Source organism: Pseudoalteromonas sp. N1230-9 (genome assembly GCF_032716425.1).
Lineage (GTDB): Bacteria > Pseudomonadota > Gammaproteobacteria > Enterobacterales > Alteromonadaceae > Pseudoalteromonas.
In genome coordinates, this window is sequence record NZ_CP090419.1 from 1,921,887 (window position 1) to 1,940,594 (window position 18,708).

At 39.8% G+C, this 18,708-nt stretch carries 17 protein-coding genes; 4 read left to right on the plus strand and 13 right to left on the minus strand.

What is annotated here, in order from left to right:
- Positions 1-259 precede the first annotated feature (259 nt).
- From LY624_RS08975 to LY624_RS08990, 4 genes are all read right to left on the minus strand, one after another.
- Entirely contained in the window at positions 260-1,654 is a 1,395-nt protein-coding gene (locus LY624_RS08975; protein WP_341802812.1) for a M28 family metallopeptidase, read from the minus strand.
- Between the two features lie 163 nt (positions 1,655-1,817).
- Positions 1,818-2,726: a diguanylate cyclase domain-containing protein gene (locus tag LY624_RS08980; RefSeq protein WP_341802813.1), complete on the minus strand. Its 909-nt coding sequence runs from the start codon at positions 2,724-2,726 to the stop codon at positions 1,818-1,820.
- A 61-nt stretch (positions 2,727-2,787) separates the two neighbouring features.
- Positions 2,788-3,183 (minus strand): VanZ family protein, encoded by a 396-nt coding sequence (locus LY624_RS08985; protein ID WP_341802814.1) that lies wholly within the window; start codon positions 3,181-3,183, stop codon positions 2,788-2,790.
- Between the two features lie 4 nt (positions 3,184-3,187).
- Positions 3,188-4,018, minus strand: a complete 831-nt coding sequence (locus LY624_RS08990; protein WP_341802815.1) for an alpha/beta hydrolase — start codon at positions 4,016-4,018, stop codon at positions 3,188-3,190.
- Positions 4,019-4,171: 153 nt separating this feature from the next.
- Between LY624_RS08990 and LY624_RS08995 the strand changes: the two genes are divergently transcribed.
- From LY624_RS08995 to LY624_RS09005, 3 genes are all read left to right on the plus strand, one after another.
- The gene (locus tag LY624_RS08995) at positions 4,172-6,019 is read left to right on the plus strand and encodes an ABC transporter ATP-binding protein (protein ID WP_341802816.1); all 1,848 of its coding nucleotides are present in this window, start codon (positions 4,172-4,174) and stop codon (positions 6,017-6,019) included.
- A 197-nt stretch (positions 6,020-6,216) separates the two neighbouring features.
- Positions 6,217-6,729, plus strand: a complete 513-nt coding sequence (locus LY624_RS09000) for an outer membrane beta-barrel protein (RefSeq protein ID WP_341802817.1) — start codon at positions 6,217-6,219, stop codon at positions 6,727-6,729.
- A 22-nt stretch (positions 6,730-6,751) separates the two neighbouring features.
- Positions 6,752-8,044: an Ig-like domain-containing protein gene (locus tag LY624_RS09005; RefSeq protein ID WP_341802818.1), complete on the plus strand. Its 1,293-nt coding sequence runs from the start codon at positions 6,752-6,754 to the stop codon at positions 8,042-8,044.
- Positions 8,045-8,082: 38 nt separating this feature from the next.
- On the opposite strand, the gene LY624_RS09010 is transcribed toward LY624_RS09005, so the two are convergent.
- Positions 8,083-8,502: an MAPEG family protein gene (locus LY624_RS09010; RefSeq protein WP_341802819.1), complete on the minus strand. Its 420-nt coding sequence runs from the start codon at positions 8,500-8,502 to the stop codon at positions 8,083-8,085.
- A gap of 697 nt (positions 8,503-9,199) precedes the next feature.
- On the opposite strand from LY624_RS09010, the gene LY624_RS09015 reads away from it, so the two are divergent.
- The gene (locus tag LY624_RS09015; RefSeq protein ID WP_341802820.1) at positions 9,200-10,399 is read left to right on the plus strand and encodes an Nramp family divalent metal transporter; all 1,200 of its coding nucleotides are present in this window, start codon (positions 9,200-9,202) and stop codon (positions 10,397-10,399) included.
- Between the two features lie 60 nt (positions 10,400-10,459).
- Here LY624_RS09015 and LY624_RS09020 read toward each other — a convergent pair whose 3' ends face one another.
- From LY624_RS09020 to lrp, 8 genes are all read right to left on the minus strand, one after another.
- Positions 10,460-10,843, minus strand: a complete 384-nt coding sequence (locus tag LY624_RS09020; protein WP_130149964.1) for a hypothetical protein — start codon at positions 10,841-10,843, stop codon at positions 10,460-10,462.
- Complete coding sequence (locus LY624_RS09025; protein ID WP_130149965.1) at positions 10,831-11,640, minus strand: hypothetical protein; 810 nt, start codon at positions 11,638-11,640, stop codon at positions 10,831-10,833. The genes LY624_RS09020 and LY624_RS09025 overlap by 13 nt, the downstream gene beginning before the upstream one ends.
- Positions 11,641-11,866: 226 nt before the next feature.
- Positions 11,867-13,177, minus strand: a complete 1,311-nt coding sequence (gene serS / locus LY624_RS09030; RefSeq protein ID WP_130149966.1) for a serine--tRNA ligase — start codon at positions 13,175-13,177, stop codon at positions 11,867-11,869.
- 8 nt (positions 13,178-13,185) lie between these two features.
- A complete protein-coding gene (gene crcB / locus LY624_RS09035; protein ID WP_082389253.1) occupies positions 13,186-13,572 on the minus strand; it encodes a fluoride efflux transporter CrcB in 387 nt (128 codons plus the stop codon).
- Positions 13,565-14,902: a replication-associated recombination protein A gene (locus tag LY624_RS09040; protein ID WP_130149967.1), complete on the minus strand. Its 1,338-nt coding sequence runs from the start codon at positions 14,900-14,902 to the stop codon at positions 13,565-13,567. Before LY624_RS09040 ends, crcB begins: the two co-directional genes overlap by 8 nt.
- A 3-nt stretch (positions 14,903-14,905) precedes the next feature.
- Positions 14,906-15,532 carry an outer membrane lipoprotein chaperone LolA gene (gene lolA / locus LY624_RS09045; RefSeq protein WP_341802821.1) on the minus strand — a complete coding sequence of 209 codons (627 nt, stop codon included), beginning with the start codon at positions 15,530-15,532 and terminating at the stop codon, positions 14,906-14,908.
- Positions 15,532-18,018 carry a DNA translocase FtsK gene (locus LY624_RS09050; protein ID WP_130149969.1) on the minus strand — a complete coding sequence of 829 codons (2,487 nt, stop codon included), beginning with the start codon at positions 18,016-18,018 and terminating at the stop codon, positions 15,532-15,534. The genes lolA and LY624_RS09050 overlap by 1 nt, the downstream gene beginning before the upstream one ends.
- A 144-nt stretch (positions 18,019-18,162) precedes the next feature.
- Positions 18,163-18,642, minus strand: a complete 480-nt coding sequence (lrp, locus tag LY624_RS09055) for a leucine-responsive transcriptional regulator Lrp (RefSeq protein ID WP_062569178.1) — start codon at positions 18,640-18,642, stop codon at positions 18,163-18,165.
- Positions 18,643-18,708 lie beyond the last annotated feature (66 nt).

Below are 18,708 nucleotides of genomic sequence, written 5' to 3' on the forward strand. Positions count from 1 at the left end.
AAAGAATAAATTTTTATTAATAGATGCTATTGCAACTTGCAACTATTAAAATTGCAAAATGCGATTCTTTTTAAACCGATGTACTAAATAGGTTGGTATATTTATTTTGATAACCAATGGAAGAGGAGAGATTTTCCTGAGTGTGGCAGAAAGAATTGTTTATTTTAAACCAAACGAAAAAGTAAACTTTACACAATTTATGTTCCTAGCTCACCATTAAAGAACCATGCTGAGCTAGGTAGTTTTTGCTACAAGAAAGTTATTCTTTTTTTGCTGGCCACTCAAATGCGCCCACATCCCCTGGGAACACAACCGGCGATTCAATACCGTCTTTGTTCACTGATGCGACACCAAAATAGTAATTATCGATCACGACATTTTTAAGGGTTGCTTCGGTTACCTTGCCAACGTCCCGGCTAAACTGCCACTGTGGTTCACTGGTATAACGCCAATAAATTTTATAGCTAACCACAGTTGGATCATCACTTTTGTGCCAAGCTAGTGTTGTACTTGGCTTTACAGCACCTGAAATACTGACACCTGTCGGCGGGGCTGGTGCCCAGGCCATTGACGCCATAGTCACAGCATTTAATGAGGTTAATTTAGCCGCATAGGCAAAATCAACATGATCGATGGTGTCACCGTAAGTGATACCATTTTCAGTACGTAGGTCTTGATGCTGTTGATTGTAATTTTCATTGGTTTCCATAATGCGCACCGCTGCAAAGCCAACATCATTAAATGGACGATGATGCCCTCCTCGACCAAATCTATCGAGTCGATAGACCAACATGGTATCGAGATTTTCAATATATCTATCGGCAATTGTATCAATGTAGCGTGCAAGGTTACGACTTGCAGAGTCGACCTCACCACCGGTAAAACGGCGTTTATGAGCTTGCTCTTTTGTTTCTATGACGCGTGTACCTTCTGAGAAAATACGTGCCGTTGTGTTATCTGTAACGCCATTAATACCGGTTGAATTACCAATCATGTCGTTATTTAAAACACCATGAACACGCCAGTTATGCTCTTGTGCATATTTAGCTAAAATTTTACCACCAAACAAGCCTTGTTCTTCACCAGATAGTGCTGCATAAACAATCGAGCCATTAAATTTATACTTTGATAAAACACGCGCAGATTCGAGCACACCAGCCACACCAGATGCATTATCGTTAGCCCCTGGCGCATCTGATGTATAGTCCATTACATCAGAGGCTCTCGAGTCAATATCTCCGGACATCATTATCATGCGATTTTCATCAACTTGGCCGCGCTGAATAGCCACGATATTGACAACCTCTACTGGGTTTGGAATACGTTTTTCACCAGAAATAGTGTCTTTTACTTCAATAATTTCTAAGCAATTACCACAGGCTTTTGAAATAGCCTCGAACTCAGATTTTATCCAGCGCCTTGCCGCACCGATTCCGCGCGTATTTGATTTTGTTTCCGATAAGGTGTGACGAGTGCCAAAATCAACCAGCGTTTGAATGTCTTGCTCTATACGCGTTTTTGAAACTGCATTTGCAATATCATGCAAAGCTTGTTGATCTTTGTATTGAGGTGTCGTGGCATGCGCTGCCGCTGTTAATAATAGTGATGAGCTAAACAAAGCACCACTTGTGGTTATTATTTTACGCTTAAACATAGTTTCACTCCTTCAATGAATCATTCAAGGCTAACTAATATTTCATTTCACGCAATAGTTATGAGTTAGAAGACAGATTATTAGGTTAAAACAATTGGTAAACTAAATTTAGTATGAGGCCGATACTAAGATTTATCAGCCTAAATGGTCATTTTTTCTAAAACTACTCTGGCTGTTTTACACTGGGGAGTTTTATCCCGCTGTGATAAAAAATGACTCGATTGCCACCTGAGTTTTTTGTATTATACATCGCCTTATCAGCACATTGGATTAAATACTCAGCATCACCATAATGCTCGGGGAATAAAACTGCACCAATACTTGGCGAGTAACTTAGAAACTCATTATTATATTCAAGAGGTTTACAAATCTCTTGACGTAATAAGTCAACGATTTCAACAACATCTTGCTTACTACTAATGCTGTTTAAAATAACAACAAACTCATCTCCCCCCAAACGCCCTACACTATCTTCTTTTTTAAGTTGGTGACGAAGACGTTTCGCAACTGTTTTTAATAGCTTGTCACCCGCTGCGTGACCATGAAAGTCATTTACTTGCTTAAACCCATCTATGTCAATAAAGAGGACAGCGATAATTGTCGATATTGTATTAGCAACAGATAATGACTCTTCTAGCTCTGAAATCAAAAAGCTGCGATTAGGTAAATCTGTCAATGGATCATGACCTGCCATATAAATCAGTTTTTGTTCGAGATTCTTTTGCTCGGTAATATCATAAGCAATGGCCACCCTGACTTGTTTTTCTTCAGACCAATACACTGACCATAAAACATGCACAATACGGCCATCTTTTCTAACCCACCTGTTTTCAAAACGTGGTTGCTGATTATTTATAACAATTTGATTAATAGCATTGATAGTTTTAGCTCTGTCTTCTGGGTAGACAAAATCTAACATATTTCTACCGATAGCTTCTTCAAGCGTGTAACCAAAGATAGTTTCAAAAGCAGGGTTAGAAAAAAGCAAGCAGCCCTTTGCGTCTACTACACAAACAGCATCTAATAAAAGCTCAATAATATCAGACAAGTATTCAGGCGTTTCTTTCTTCATAAGCGACTTTCAAGCTGACTATAAAATGAGTATAGCCTAAACCGAGCAAGTAACTGAGCAATTAAGTATTAGTTGGGTACAACTTTCTTGATAAAAAAGTAGATACGATACAGAAAAATACAATGCCGCTTAAATCCGCAAGTAAATCAACGAGATCAAAAGAAGGCGTGGCAATAAAGTATTGGCTGAACTCCTCCAAGAAGACAAAAGTAAATACAATTAAAGCAGCCCAATATATTCTAATCCCCCCGATAACACTGGCTTTGAACTTAAACGCTAAATTTATAAATAGTGTGAGCAATCCAAACAAGAAAAAATGTCCTAGCTTATCGCCATAAGGTATTGCAGCAACTAAATCAAAAAACACCGATTTTTGACCTGTATTAGCAAGATAAATGACCCAACCGATAAACCCAAAAAAACCAATTGCTAATAGAACAAGAAAACGTTGAAACATGTGGTTACGGTGCCATATGAGAAGTTAAAAACAAAAACTGATAGGGAATGACTTTATTCCAATAATGCCAATCATGAATCCCTGGACGTTCAATATAATCATGTCGAATACGCAGTTTTAACATCGCTTGATGCAAGGCTCGATTTTGCTGAATAAAAAAGTCATCAACACCAATATCGAGCATGATAGGAAGATTATCAGCGCTTTTTTTCCATGCTGTATTACCTGCTGCAATTTTATGAAGGTTATTAACTATCGCGATGCTATCCCACCTTGCTTGATTTTCTGCATAATTGCCAAGCACCTTAGTAAGATCAAACTCTGCACTGAAAGGTCTTACATCAACCCCCGCAGACATCGCCGATACGGCTGCAAACCGATGAGGATGATTAATCGCAATATGCAGCGCGCCAAAGCCACCCATCGATAACCCTGTAATTGCTCGGCCAGTTTTAGACCGATTAGTCGAATAATTAGAATCAATATAATCTACAACGTCTTCAACAATATATGTTTCATATTGCGATGTTTTGTCGACCTCTGAATCTAAATACCAAGAGCCAAAGTTACCATCAGGATTAACAACGATAACATTATATTGGTTAGCAAGTTGTTCAATGTTAGTGAGCTTTGTCCAATCAGTGTGATTACCACTAAAACCATGTAAGACGTAAACAACATTGTAGGTTTTAGACTCTTCGTAGTGGTCAGGTAAAGTAATTGTCAGCGGTTTTTCTATCGCGGTCTTCTTACCTTTAAAGGTGAAAGTGTCTGTTTGATAAGCACTTATAGGTAAGCTAATCATGAGTGCAAATAAGCTAAGCAGTTTTTTCATGGTGAGTTCCTTTTTCTTATTATAGTTCCATGGCAATTAAGATATGTAAACAATTGAATCATGATGTATTTTAATAGTTTTTTAGGTAAATCAACTGCTAAAAATTCTGCTCAGTGATATAGTTAGGCAATCTTACTTTGAAAAGTGTCGTGTATGTATCGTTTATTTGAACGGATGATAAATCCATTTCCAAAAGAGCAGCCTTCCCAGCCACCCAATACATTATTTGCATTTTGCCGCCATTATACTCGAGGCATGGAGTTATCACTGATACTGATGTCTTTAAGTGCTGCAGCTTTGGCTATTTTAGAGGTGTCGCTCTTTAGCTACATGGGGCAACTAGTTGACTGGTTAGGCCAATACACTCCAGAGACATTGTTTGACCAACAAAAGTCAGAGTTAATAAAAATGGCTGTCGTATTATTGGTTGTTTTGCCAATCGTCGTTTTTTTTCACTCTGCAATTTTACACCAAGCCTTGCTTGGTAATTACCCTATGTCGATCCGTTGGTTAGCACACCGTTATTTGCTGCGACAAAGTATCGGTTTTTACCAAAATGAGTTTGCCGGACGAATAGCAACGAAAGTGATGCAAACATCACTGGCAGTGCGTGAATCTGTCATGAAGCTACTCGATGTGTTGATGTACATTGTTGTTTACTTTGGCGCTATGGTGTTTCTAGTTGCAGACTCAGATTGGCGCCTAATGATCCCGTTATTAGTGTGGTTACTCTTTTATGCCGCTATACAAATGTACTTTGTACCACGATTAAAAAAGATCGCGAGTTCACAAGCTGATGCTCGTTCGGAAATGACCGGTCGAGTGGTAGATAGCTATACGAATATCTCCACCATCAAATTGTTCTCATACACACAACGCGAAGAACAATATGCCAAAGATAGTATGGATGTATTTTTACAGCCTGTTTATCAACAAATGCGCTTAGTAACGAGCCTAAACTTTTCAATCAATACACTAAACTACCTTCTTGTATTTAGTATTGCTGCTTTGTCGCTGTACCTATGGTCGATTAGTGCAATATCAGTGGGGGCAATTGCTATTGCTGTGAGCTTATCACTTCGCTTAAATGGCATGGCTCAATGGATTATGTGGGAGATCAGTAGCTTATTTGAGAATATTGGTACAGTAGCTGATGGCATGAAAACCCTATCAACACCTATTGATGTCGATGATAAACCAAACGCAGAAACATTAGCTGTAACGCAAGGTGAGATTATGTTTGATTCAGTACAGTTTAACTATGGAAAAGCGGCGAATGAAACCCACAGAGGCCCTGTTATCAATGGATTAAACCTTACTATCAAGCCTGGCGAGAAAATAGGTTTAGTTGGCCGCTCTGGTGCGGGGAAATCCACACTCGTCAATCTGTTACTACGCTTTTATGATGTTGATTCAGGTTCAATTAGTATTGATGGCAAAAACATCGCCAACGTAAGTCAGGAAAGCTTACGCAAACATATTGCGATGGTCACACAAGATACGTCCTTATTACATCGTTCAGTCAAAGATAATATCCTCTATGGACGACCTGATGCCTCTGAACAAGAAATGCTAGCAGCAGCAAAACAAGCAAAAGCAATTGAGTTTATTGAAGACTTAGAAGACAGCAAAGGCAATAAAGGTTTTGCTGCACAAGTCGGCGAACGCGGTGTGAAGCTTTCTGGTGGACAGCGTCAACGTATCGCTATAGCCCGTGTGTTATTAAAAGATGCCCCTATTCTTATTTTAGATGAGGCAACCAGTGCTTTAGACTCAGAGGTAGAAGCTGCTATACAAACAAGCCTAGATGACTTAATGACTGGCAAAACAGTTATTGCCATAGCCCACCGTTTATCAACAATTGCACAAATGGATAGACTTATTGTGCTTGATGAAGGCGGCGTAGTTGAACAAGGCTCTCATGAGGAACTAATCCAGAAAGGGGGTATTTACGCTGCACTTTGGTCACATCAAACCGGTGGTTTTATTGGTGTAGAGTAGCCCTATCAGCGTTTTTACATGAACATCTAAATTTTCGCTCCGCAGCCAAGTCCGCAGTCAAAGTTTAGATGTTCGTTATACCAATTCGCTTAATCATACATCAACGATGTTTACAGTATAAAGTAAAGCTCGCTTGCTTGCTTGAGTCACTACAAAGCGTTACCATTGCGCCTAAAATAAACACAAAATAATGGATTATGAAACATTTATTCTCGCTTTTAATTCTCACAGCCTCTTTCTCTTCGCAGGCTGACACGCCCTACTTCGGAGTTGATTACATGCTCAGTGATATTGAGATCAGTAGCGAAAGTGCCAAACCAACAGCCACTTTTTTAAGAGCTGGTGTAAATAACAAAAATATGGCATTTGAAGCTCAATACCTCGTTTCAAGTAATGATGATGATATCTACAATATAAATTTCGATATTGATAAAAGTGTTGGTCTTTATTTTGTAATGCAATCAAATATCGTCAATGGTTTTGGCCTAGATGTTTCATTGGGCTATGCGAAAACTCAAATGAAAGTAACTTCAACTTCCCAAGAGCTTCCTACCGACTATGACTACGATGGTTTTGCATGGGGCGTCGCAATACATCAAGAAGTGCCTTACATTAAAAATACACATGTAAGACTTGCTTACCAGTCTTTGTTTGAAGGCGATGATGTTGACATCAGTGGTGTAACGCTAGGTTTCACCTATCAATTTTAAGTAGTCAGTCAAAAGGAATTCCATGAAAAAAATATCAAACATTACAAAACTGTCAACTGTTGCTCTTATTGTCACTTCAATTCTAGGTTGCGGCTCAGAGACTGACTCATCAAAACTAGCAAAAGAAGTTGAGCTAGAAAAGCTTCGCGAAAATGGCACTATTATTGAGACCGTCAGCATTGAAAATAGTCAGGTTCGACTCAAAGCGGGTGAAACGCATCAATTAATTGCAACCGGTATTGATAGCAACGGTGATTCGAGAGATATTACTGACGAGTTAACTTGGCAAACAAGTGATGAAAGCATCGCGAAAATAAGTAGTAGCGGGCTTCTAACAGCTCTAAAAAATGCTGACTCTAGCCAGGGGCTGTTAACCATAACGGCAACCACTATTAACGATATTTTTGATGAAGAGGAAATTTCTATCAGTGATGTGGCAGCCTCGTCAATTTCGTTAAAACAAATAGCGCCAGCATCAGGGAGCATTAACACCTGTATGCCAGCTAGAATATCGGCTGATATTACCTATGCTGATGGGTATATCGCCCAAAATAGTATTAGAGGTGTTAATTTTAGTATTGATGAAGACTCCACAGCTAAAATAAATAACCATGGCATCATTTATACCTCTGCTGCAGACATAGAAAACACAACTGTTACTGGAACAATCAATAATGTTTCAGGAGAGTTGGTTGTTACTGCAGATCCTGTCAATTTAGAAAGTTTAAATCTAATTGTTGCGGAAGAAACAGTGGATGAGATCACACTGAATGTTGGCGAACAAATCCAACTCGCTGCGCAAGCAACTTATGATGAAAGTGTTTCTGAGCAAGCTGTTAATATCAACCCGAGTGTCAATTGGTCTGTGATCAATGCAGGCTTAGTTGGGCTTTCAGAAAATATCAGTACTGATGAGGGTGACAATGCAACTATTTTAGCTTTAAAACCAGGCGTAACACAGTTAATTGGTTCGTGTGGTCCAAAACAAAAAATAGCGACATTGGTGATAGAAGGTAATGACGATCTCAATTCTATTCAGATAAACGAAGGCAATAGCGAATATACAATCTCATCATCTGAGACATTAGATTTGCAATTAACAGCAAATTACAATTCAAGCCCTCAATCTTTAAATGTCACTGAGTTTGCTACTTGGAGCACGAATGATAGCAACTTAATAACAGCCAAACTAATCAACCCTGGTACTCAGCAGGCGGCTTTTAGAGTAACGAGTAAGGCTAATAATTTAGGTACCGCAGTTATCACTGTGACATATGACTCGCAGGTAAGCAGTACCCTCATTAACATCGAGTGACCATAAATAGGGCTCTTTTACTAAAGAGCCCTTCTCTATTAATACAGTAGACGTATTCCTACCAGTACTAGCATTGTAATATTAGATACCAAGCCAATTAAGAAGAAATAGCTACGTGGGCTTGGATTTTTCTCAGTGGCTATCGAGTAATAAAGCATCATATGTACTGCTCTTGCTACCACATACAACCACACGCACAAGGCAAAGACACCACTAGTGAGGTTCAGTGTAAAAGCGAGCAACAAAGTTCCTATAAATAAGGGGCTATTTTCCAATGTATTCATAAAAGTGCGATGGGCACGAAATGTGAAACTCTCATGGCTCAATTCAGGTTCAAGCTTGCCAGGGATTGCCCCCGCTCGTTTTGCCTTTGAAACAGTTGCCACCAACCATTGAATCAGCAGCATTATGAGATATGCGTAGAACGCAAAATATACAGTTAACGATAATTCGGTCATTTATTGCTCCTTCAAAGTAGTCTAAATAATAGAAGCAAAAAACAATCCAAAATAACGCCTTGAATAATATGGTTTTTTAATAAATAAAATATATTTCAATCTATAATTTACTTGGTTATGTATAAACTTTTCATACTCGTTAAATAACCTTTTAGTGGTGATTGTCTATCCTTGATGCACTATTTGATTAATCAATATGCATCAAGTTGCTCAAATAATTGTTGTTGATAGTCGTCACAATTATTGGTGGCAAGAAAAGTAAATACGTTTTTATCAAGTAGATGCTTGAATAGCGCATAGCTGTAACCGTTTGATCCATCGTAGGAAATGCGCTTGTTACTGAGTATATCTTTCTCTAGCAATAAGATGAGTTGTGATCGGTAGTTTTGTGTCGTAAAAACCTTGCCAACACTATTTTTAAATTGAGCCTATACAAAGTCGGTATTCTCTGCAAGCGTGGTTTGCTGTTTTTTATTTTGCTAAACCACTGATAAAAATACAACACTCAACTACATTAAAATCACGATGAATCTATCTACGTTATGTAATACTTCCATAAAAGAAAGTTGTAACTGTTCACCTATTTTACTTTACCCTGCTCTTTAGTCCCTATACCCTTTGGTTCAATCTGTTGAACATTTGTTTTTTGGTACTTTTCACCTTAATAAAACAGCATTCTAATAATAAAAGGTTTTTTATGCGTTTAGGACTAGGACTTCTTGTCACTGCCGCCTTTATCGGCCCAGGCACCATCACCACTGCAAGTGTAGCCGGTGCTAATTTTGGTTTTGCTTTGATATGGACGTTACTTTTCTCAGTTATTGCCACCATTCTACTTCAATCAATGGCTGCTCGCTTAGGTGTAGCAACTGGGCATGACTTAGCATCAGCTTTAAGAACAACGATTCAAACACCCGTTTTTAAAGCTTTAGCAGCTATTTTAGTGATCAGCGCCATAGGTATTGGTAGTGCAGCTTATGAAGCGGGTAATTTGACAGGTGCAAGTTTAGGTCTGCAAGAAATTGTTCCTTCTGTGAGCCCATTATTATGGACTCCACTGATAGCAATTCTAAGTGCTGTACTTTTATATACAGGTAAACATAAGGTAATAGAAGGCGCATTAATTGTTCTCGTTGTACTAATGAGTATAGTGTTTATATCAACTTTAGTAATGGCTGCACCGTCTTTAACGTCGGTTTTAAAAGGCTTCATTCCAAGCCTACCTGACGAATCAATCACAACTGTACTGGCATTAATTGGCACGACAATTGTGCCCTATAATTTATTTTTGCACTCCGGTGTCCTTGCCGAAAAATATGATAAAAATAAAGACATCCAAAAAGTAATAAAAGAAACAAACCTTGATACTGGTATATCAATCACGCTTGGCGGTGTGATCACCTTAGCAATTTTATCGACTGCTTCCGTGGCTTTTTATGGTACTGAAGCTGGCAAAATATCTGCCGCTAACATGGCCGTACAACTCGTACCTTTATTAGGTTCAATGGCTCACTACTTCTTCGCACTTGGTTTGTGCGCAGCAGGCCTAACAAGTGCTATAACCGCCCCTCTAGCAGGCGCTTATGCTGTGTGCGGTATGCTTGGCTGGTCAACACAAATGAGTAACACGCGTTTTAAACTTGTTGCAATTACTATTTTACTGTTTGGTGCATTTGTTGCTTCACTCGGTCTTGATCCTGTCGCTGTTATTATTTTTGCACAAGCAGCTAATGGCCTCCTGCTACCTATTGTAACGACGTATTTGGTATGGCTAGTCAATCAAAAAACTGTAATGGGAGATTACACCAACTCTATGCTAGTAAACCTAGTAACATTACCCGTACTTGTACTTATTTTTGGACTGAGTAGCATCAAGTTGTTTAGCTTGATTTTTTAAATACTTATCTAATTGCAACTTTTGAAAGTAGCCTTTAATAATAATCCCAATTATTGAGGGTTACTTAGTGCAAGCATTAAAAAAATCATCAGTAGAAATTATAATTTGTTGTTTGTGCTCGCTAACATTCTTTTCAATCTCTTCTCGGTCTAACATAATAGTACACCCTTTTGCATTGGTTGCCTCAACCATAGATAAATCCTCATCTATTTTTGTAATAACCAATGATGACTGCCTATATTCCCAAACACTACTATCATTAGACTCTATAGGCATAAGTTCCAAGACCTGTGTTCCATACTCATTTATAAACGTTAGCTTTACTTGAATAACTTCGTCAGTGCTATTTTTTATAATACCCCAATAAATATTTGTACAAGCATTTAACAAGCTTCCAAAAAGTAATATCAAAATATATTTAAGGTATTTTCTCAAGCTATCCATTTTATCTGTGAGCTCCAAATTAATCTTTTGATATCTATTTCCATTGCTATAGAATCATTTATACGTTGTAGGTTTTCAGGCTGTTGCTTTTTATCATCATAATATTTCATTAAATCTATTTTACCTTTTGAGGGATAACCTGGTGTAGTTGATTTCACATTTTGTAATAATAAGTTTGTTGAGCCCTTATGTCCCCAAGATAAACGAATCCCACCTGTGTACATTAAAACTGAGTGACCAAATTCATGAGCCGATACAAATTTGAAATCTTCATTAATAAATTTTTCAGGTGCACCTAGCTTTAATAAACCTCTTTGATAAACAAAACTCGCATCAATACCTAAAATAGCGGGATTCATGGAACGACTATAACTTTCACTTTCTTCAATCTCTAAATCCACAGCAATAGCGTTAGAACTATTTTTATGCACAGGGTTAACTATTACGTTAAAGCGAACACCGGCAACTGTAATTGTGTTTGACCAATATTGCTTAATACCCGCGATGGCGAGCTCTTTTAGTTTGAGGTAATCACCTTGTCGTAAACTATTTTGTTTAAAGTTAAGGTAAACATCAATATAAATAGTTCTTGTTAAGCTGTTGACTGTTGTTTTAGCCCATGTGGCTTTATGAGCTCCATTATGAACTTTTAACTTAGCTCCTCGACCATTTCTTGAAGGCCCAACACGAACCGTACGATAATTAACTGTTGGTTTGTCGATTGCCTTATGGAGGTGCTCTTCGAAGATATCGAGCGTAAGTGAGTTTTTTTGCGAGTATGTTGCTGTTAAATCCATATTATATTCCATTATCACTATAAAATTGTTGCTAGTAGTGTTTTATCTAGCAACCTTAGTTATTCCTTTAACTTCCTTAATATACGTCTACGAATATTTTTTGTCAAAAAAGCAATTAGACGACAGGTACTAATAAGCTTTAAAGCCAATTTATTTACTTTTATAAAAAAGCCGTTGCTCATAAAAACAACGGCTTTTTTATTTCTGAGGCTTTAAGCTAATAAGCTTAGGCTTTACCAATCACTTCTAAGCCACCCATGTATGGGCGTAACACTTCTGGTACAACAATTGAACCATCAGCTTGTTGATTATTCTCTAAGATAGCAACAAGAGTACGACCAACCGCTAAACCTGAACCATTTAGTGTATGAAGTAGCTCTGGCTTTTTCTCGCCTTGACGACGGAAACGCGCTTGCATACGACGCGCTTGGAAATCAACCATGTTTGAACATGATGAGATTTCACGATAGGTGTTTTGTGCAGGCAACCATACTTCTAAATCGTAAGTTTTTGCTGCGCCAAAGCCCATATCACCCGTACATAAAATCACTTTACGGTAAGGAAGTTCTAATGCTTGTAAGATTTGTTCAGCGTGACCTGTAAGCTCTTCTAGCGCTTGCATTGAATCTTCTGGTTTTACTAGTTGTACTAATTCAACTTTGTCGAATTGGTGCTGACGAATAAGACCACGTGTATCACGGCCATAGCTTCCCGCTTCACTACGGAAACAAGGTGTATGTGCGGTTAAACGAATTGGTAAGTCGCTTTCGTCGTAAATTTCGTCACGAGCACTGTTCGTAAGCGGTACTTCAGCTGTAGGAATTAAGCTAAAACCAGGTTGTTGCTGACCGTCGTCATCCACTAAACCTAATGTGTGGAATAAGTCACCAGCAAACTTAGGTAATTGGCTTGTACCGTATAAGCTTGCGCTATTAACAAGGTAAGGCACATACATTTCTGTATAGCCGTTTTTGTCTGTGTGCGTATCCAGCATGAACTGCGTGAGAGCACGGTGCATACGTGCAACTTGACCGCGCATAACGGTAAAGCGTGCGCCACTAATTTTAACGCCCATTTCAAAATCTAGGCCATTTACGTCTTGACCAACATCAACGTGATCTTTTACTTCAAAGTCGTATGACTTAGGCGTACCCCATGTAGAAATTTCAACGTTTTGGTCTTCGTCTTCACCTACTGGTACAGACTCATCAGGTAAGTTTGGAATAGCAAGTGCAATTTGCTTAAGCTCTTCGAGTACTGCGTCTTGCTCTGCTTTTACGCTGTCTAGTTGGTCGCCAAGATTACTGACTGAATCAAGAAGCTGTTGTGCTTTTTCGTGCTCGCCTTTCGCTTTTGCTTGACCGATAGCTTTGGAACTTGCGTTACGCTCACTTTGAAGTTCTTGCGTTTTTACTTGTAATGTTTTGCGTTTTTCTTCAAGTGCAGTTACCGCTGCAGTATCAAGTTCGTAACCGCGTGATGCTAAACGTGCAGCCGCTTGTTCGATATCTTGACGTAAATATTTAGAATCTAACATGTTAGTTTTTAACCTTTTTGCATTACCAGCTGAAGGCCCAGCCAAGCCATAAATATACACACCACCACGTTTAAGGTGATATTGAGGGCCATTTTAAAAAAGTGACCTTGTTGCAACAGCAACAACGAATCCATTGAGAATGTTGAAAAGGTGGTCAATGCACCTAAAAAGCCAATACCAATTAAGGTTTTAGCGGGGCTAACAGCGATTATTTCTTTTTCAATCAAGCCGTATAAAATGCCCATTAACAATGAACCAAGAATATTAACTGTCAACGTGCCAAAAGGGAATCCCCTACCGAGCAGTTTTAGCATGGTTTCGCTAAGAAAATAGCGTAAACACGCCCCTGAAGCACCGCCCATTGCAATCATCATGTAAAGTTTCAAACTATTCATAACGTTTAATATCACTTTGCTCGTTGCGCTGAGTTAAATATTCCAGCTTTTGTTTAATTTTTTGTTCAAGGCCGCGATCAGTTGGAAAATAATACTGGCGATCATTAATAGCTTCTGGGAAGTATTTTTCACCTGCAGCAAAGGCACCTTCTTCATTGTGAGCATAACGATATTCAGCGCCATAACCCAAGTCTTTCATTAAGCTAGTTGGTGCATTACGTAAATGCTCTGGCACCGGATGACTCGGCTCATTTTTAGCATCTTGCAGCGCTTGGTTAAACGCCATATACACAGCGTTACTTTTCGGCGCACTGGCTAAATAAATGGTGGCTTGTGCTATAGCGCGCTCACCTTCACTTGGGCCAACACGTTGAAAAATATCCCACGCATTGAGTGCGACTTCCATAGCTCGTGGGTCGGCATTGCCAATATCTTCTGTGGCAATCGCTAATAAGCGCCTTGCCACATAAAGCGGGTCACCGCCACCAGCTAGAATACGGCAATACCAATATAAGGCGCCATCAGGTGAACTTCCACGCACTGACTTGTGAAACGCTGAAATCAAGTCGTAAAACTCATCGCCGCCTTTGTCATACTTGGCTAAATGTGTTGGTAGCACTTGGCTTAAAACATGTTGATCAACAAGATATTTGCCCTGCTGCTCTGTGGTTAAATCAACGGCTTGTTCTAACAAGTTAAGCACTTTACGCGCATCGCCATCACTTGCTTGGCAAAGGGCTTGTTTAGCGTTTTCGGCAATGTCAATGTGTTTTTGGCTGAGCTCTACGTCTTCACGTAAGGCGCGCTCAATGACGGTAAATAAGTCGGCTTGCTCAAGTGCTTTTAATACATAAACACGGGCACGAGATAGTATCGCGTTATTAAGTGCAAATGATGGGTTTTCAGTGGTCGCACCAACAAAAATAAAGGTACCGTCTTCGATATGTGGTAAAAATGCATCTTGCTGAGATTTATTGAAGCGATGTACTTCGTCTACAAATAGTAAGGTGCGTTGCCCTCGCCCTGCAAGATTTGCTTTCGCTTCGCTTACTGCCTCACGAATATCTTTTACACCCGCTGTGACTGCCGACATTTGAATAAGGCTGGCATCGGCATGGTTAGCAATAATCTGTGCTAATGTAGTTTTTCCAACGCCAGGTGGTCCCCACAGAATAAGACTGTGGCAGCGACCTGCAAGAATCGCTTGGTAAAGAGGTTTATCGGGGCTTAATAGGTGCTGCTGACCTATGTAGTCATTGAGTGTTTCGGGTCGCATGCGCGCCGCAAGTGGGCGCACATCAGGTCCAAAGTTAAATCCGAGGTTACTCAAGCCTTAATCACCTTGGCTTTGGTCGTCAACTTCAACGCCCTCAGGAATAGTAAATTCAAAGGTTTGAGTTGCTAGTGTTTCGTTTACCTTGGCATCCTTAAAGGTAAATAAAGATTGCTGGCCTGAAGTATCTAGTACAGTCAGAGATGCTAGGCCTTGCTCTTTGGCATTAAAGCTAATGTCTAACTTTTCAACTTGGCTCTCAACGCCTTTGTTTGGCGTGACACTAAAGCCAGCATCGGTTGCCACAACTTGGTATTTAGCCCATTGCTCTGGATCTTTTGAGGTCAACAACACAAATGGTGTTGAATCAATCAGGCTGTGGGTATTCATAATGGTAACTTGCTCAGCAAAGCTATCGAAGTAATACGTTTTATCGCCATTTGATACAAACAAGGTATCGTCTGGGCTTTGTTGTTGCCAGCGGATCATCATAGGCTGCTGAAGGGCAATATTCCCCTCACCTTGCATAATAGCTTCACCTTGCGAATCGGTCACTTGCTGTGAAAACTCTGCTTTAAAACTTTTAATCGCAGCCAGTTGTTGTTGCAACGCTTCGCTGTCATCTGCAAAACTTTGACCGCTTAATAAACAGCCCACAACTAAGGCTAGGTATTTAAATTTTTTCATTAATTTGCTCCACCATTTGGCACTAAGACTTCGCGGGCACCGTTGTGTCCTGGTGCGCTAACAATGCCTGATGTTTCCATTTGTTCAACTAAGCGTGCTGCGCGGTTATAACCTACGCGAAGCTTACGCTGTACACTCGATACCGACACTTTGCCGGTTTCTATTACAAATGATACTGCTTCATCGTAAAGCGGATCTGACTCTTCATCACCGTCTTCACTGGTTTCTCCTGGGAGTAAAATTTCCTCTGCGGCATCACCACTTAAAATTTCATCGATATAATTTGGTTTACCACGTTTTTTCCAATCGTCTACAACCGCGTGAACTTCATGGTCATCTACAAACGCGCCGTGTACACGCACTGGTACACTGGTACCTGGCGGTAAGTAAAGCATGTCACCCATACCTAGTAAGTTTTCAGCGCCTTGCTGATCTAAAATAGTACGCGAGTCAATTTTACTTGATACTTGGAACGCCATACGGGTTGGAATATTCGCTTTAATTAAACCTGTAATAACGTCAACCGATGGGCGCTGTGTGGCTAGTACTAAGTGAATACCTGCAGCACGGGCTTTTTGCGCGATACGTGCAATCAGCTCTTCCACTTTTTTACCCACGATCATCATCATGTCGGCAAATTCGTCAATTACCACCACAATACTCGGTAGTTTATCTAGCTCTTCAGGGCCATCGGCCATGCCGTCGGTATCTTTAAAAAGAGGATCGAGTATTGGATGACCCGCTTCTTTGGCATCACGTACCTTTTGGTTATAACCTTTTAAGTTACGCACCCCAAGTGCCGACATAAGCTTATAACGACGTTCCATTTCACCTACACACCAACGCAATGCATTGGCTGCTTCTTTCATATCGGTAACAACTTCACATAATAGATGTGGGATGCCTTCGTACACAGAAAGTTCAAGCATTTTCGGGTCGATCATGATCATACGTACATCATCGGGGCCCGATTTGTACAGTAAGCTTAATATCATTACATTAACGCCCACTGACTTACCTGAACCTGTGGTACCCGCAACAAGTAAATGTGGCATTTTGCCAAGGTCAGCACAAACAGGCTCACCTGCAATGTCTTTACCTAGCACCATAGTGAGCGGTGATGGATTTGATTCAAACTTAGGTGCGTTAATAACTTCGCTTAGACGCACTATTTCACGATGTTTGTTTGGCAGTTCTAAACCAACATAGGTTTTACCCGGAATAACCTCTACAACACGCACACTGACAGCAGACAGTGAACGCGCTAAATCTTTAGCTAAGCCAGTGATTTTAGCCACTTTAATACCCGGCGCCAAATCAAGCTCAAAACGTGTAACAACAGGGCCTGGGTATACACCTACAACTGCTGCTTGAATATTGAAATCAAGGAGTTTGGTTTCAACTAAACGCGAAATACCGTCAAGCTCTTCTTGGGATAACGGATTCTTCGCTTTATCTGGTCGATCTAATAAATCAAGTGACGGTAAAGGATTAGCCGGCGGCTCTTCATCTAATAACGCTTCAAATTTTTCTTTCGCCGTTGGCGGTGGCTGATACGCAGGCTTTGGCTTGGGCATTGGGCGCGCAGGTGATACGACTGTCGTAGTCGGTTTTTCTGGTTCAGCATCTACTACAGGGCTTTGGTCAAGTGCATTCAGTGCCGATACGGTGTCGAAGGATTCGTCATCAAGTGCACTAAAACCTATTTCTTGATCCAAAATATCATCTAGCTCATCAAACCCTTCAAACTCGCTATCTGGCTTTTTAGTCTCGTTCGATGATTTTTGCTTAGCTTCATTCTCTTTACTAAAGCTGATTGACGGCTCGTTATCTGGCTCAACAAAGTTAGCATCCGACTCAGTCTCTGTTACAGGTTTGATAGCCTCTTTTTCTCGATGTAACCACGCAGATAATTGTTCACGCAAGAAATAGAAAGCTTGCATGACCCATTTACCCACAAAATCAACAAATTGAACCCACGACACACCGGTTAAAAGTGTTAACCCAGCAAAGAAGAAGCAGAGTAAAAGAATCGAAGTACCGGTAAAATTAAACGTTGGCATCATCGCTGAGGCAATGATATCCCCCACTACCCCACCAGATGAGAAGTTATAAATATCATCAAAATTTATACTACTAATTGCTGTCGCTGACGTTATAAATAAAGCGAACCCGATAACTCTTAACGACAATGTGGTGTAGTCAAGCTGGAAAATGCGATGTGGTTGTTTAAACAGTAAATAGCCGAACAATTGGATAGCGGCAGGCACTAGATAAGCTAACCAGCCAAATGTAAGCAGCAATATATCTGCTACCCAAGCACCCGCAGTACCTGTAATATTTTTTACATTGACGAACTCACCAGTTTGCGACCATGATGGATCGGCCGGATCAAAACTAATTAATGCACATAAAATAAATACTGCTGCAAAGGTACTAATAATTAGTCCTGTTTCTAGCAGTCTTTGAACACCATTTAGGCGCATAGCTCCCTATTCCTTATTATTCTTTACAACTGATCGGTTAGCAATGAAATACCTTAGCAGGAAATGCCGTTTTATGCACTTTATCTTAACCTTGATGGACTGATAATGAACAAGTTTTTATTACTCTACCTACATTTTAACAGCTTAAGCAATATATGGGCGAATAATCACGCCTTGCTCACCTTTCACTTCTTCCATAACTACATAAGTACGACTTTCACTCACATTAGGGAGCTTTAACAAGATATCCCCTAAAACATTGCGATACTCTGACATATCGTTAACACGTGTTTTTAATAAAAAGTCAAAGTTACCTGACACTAAGTGGCACTCAATGATTTCATCGTGTTTTTTTACAGCAGCATTAAATTCTTCAAATACATCAGGTGAAGTTTTAGTAATAGTCACTTCAACATAAACAGACAAACCTTGCCCAAGCTTAGCAGGGTCAACTACAGCCTTGTAACCTACTATATAACCTTCCCTTTCGAGCTTTTTTACCCGCTCTAAACAAGGGGTGGCACTTAGCCCTACACGCCTTGCTAGTTCTACGTTAGAGATCCGACCATCAAGCTGCAATTCCATCAAAATTTTACGGTCAATTCTGTCGAGTAATTGATGCATAGCGCCAACCAGAGTTTTAAACTATTAAAAAATATATTTTAGATTATATCACTAGATAATACACAA

What these genes read in the sequence shown, in the direction of transcription:
- LY624_RS08975 (WP_341802812.1), bottom strand. Translation starts at nt 1,654, where the DNA reads ATGTTTAAGCGTAAAATAATAACCACAAGTGGTGCTTTGTTTAGCTCA.
- LY624_RS08980 (WP_341802813.1), bottom strand. Translation starts at nt 2,726, where the DNA reads ATGAAGAAAGAAACGCCTGAATACTTGTCTGATATTATTGAGCTTTTA.
- LY624_RS08985 (WP_341802814.1), bottom strand. Translation starts at nt 3,183, where the DNA reads ATGTTTCAACGTTTTCTTGTTCTATTAGCAATTGGTTTTTTTGGGTTT.
- LY624_RS08990 (WP_341802815.1), bottom strand. Translation starts at nt 4,018, where the DNA reads ATGAAAAAACTGCTTAGCTTATTTGCACTCATGATTAGCTTACCTATA.
- LY624_RS08995 (WP_341802816.1), top strand. Translation starts at nt 4,172, where the DNA reads ATGTATCGTTTATTTGAACGGATGATAAATCCATTTCCAAAAGAGCAG.
- LY624_RS09000 (WP_341802817.1), top strand. Translation starts at nt 6,217, where the DNA reads ATGAAACATTTATTCTCGCTTTTAATTCTCACAGCCTCTTTCTCTTCG.
- LY624_RS09005 (WP_341802818.1), top strand. Translation starts at nt 6,752, where the DNA reads ATGAAAAAAATATCAAACATTACAAAACTGTCAACTGTTGCTCTTATT.
- LY624_RS09010 (WP_341802819.1), bottom strand. Translation starts at nt 8,502, where the DNA reads ATGACCGAATTATCGTTAACTGTATATTTTGCGTTCTACGCATATCTC.
- LY624_RS09015 (WP_341802820.1), top strand. Translation starts at nt 9,200, where the DNA reads ATGCGTTTAGGACTAGGACTTCTTGTCACTGCCGCCTTTATCGGCCCA.
- LY624_RS09020 (WP_130149964.1), bottom strand. Translation starts at nt 10,843, where the DNA reads ATGGATAGCTTGAGAAAATACCTTAAATATATTTTGATATTACTTTTT.
- LY624_RS09025 (WP_130149965.1), bottom strand. Translation starts at nt 11,640, where the DNA reads ATGGATTTAACAGCAACATACTCGCAAAAAAACTCACTTACGCTCGAT.
- serS (WP_130149966.1), bottom strand. Translation starts at nt 13,177, where the DNA reads ATGTTAGATTCTAAATATTTACGTCAAGATATCGAACAAGCGGCTGCA.
- crcB (WP_082389253.1), bottom strand. Translation starts at nt 13,572, where the DNA reads ATGAATAGTTTGAAACTTTACATGATGATTGCAATGGGCGGTGCTTCA.
- lolA (WP_341802821.1), bottom strand. Translation starts at nt 15,532, where the DNA reads ATGAAAAAATTTAAATACCTAGCCTTAGTTGTGGGCTGTTTATTAAGC.
- LY624_RS09050 (WP_130149969.1), bottom strand. Translation starts at nt 18,018, where the DNA reads ATGCGCCTAAATGGTGTTCAAAGACTGCTAGAAACAGGACTAATTATT.
- lrp (WP_062569178.1), bottom strand. Translation starts at nt 18,642, where the DNA reads ATGCATCAATTACTCGACAGAATTGACCGTAAAATTTTGATGGAATTG.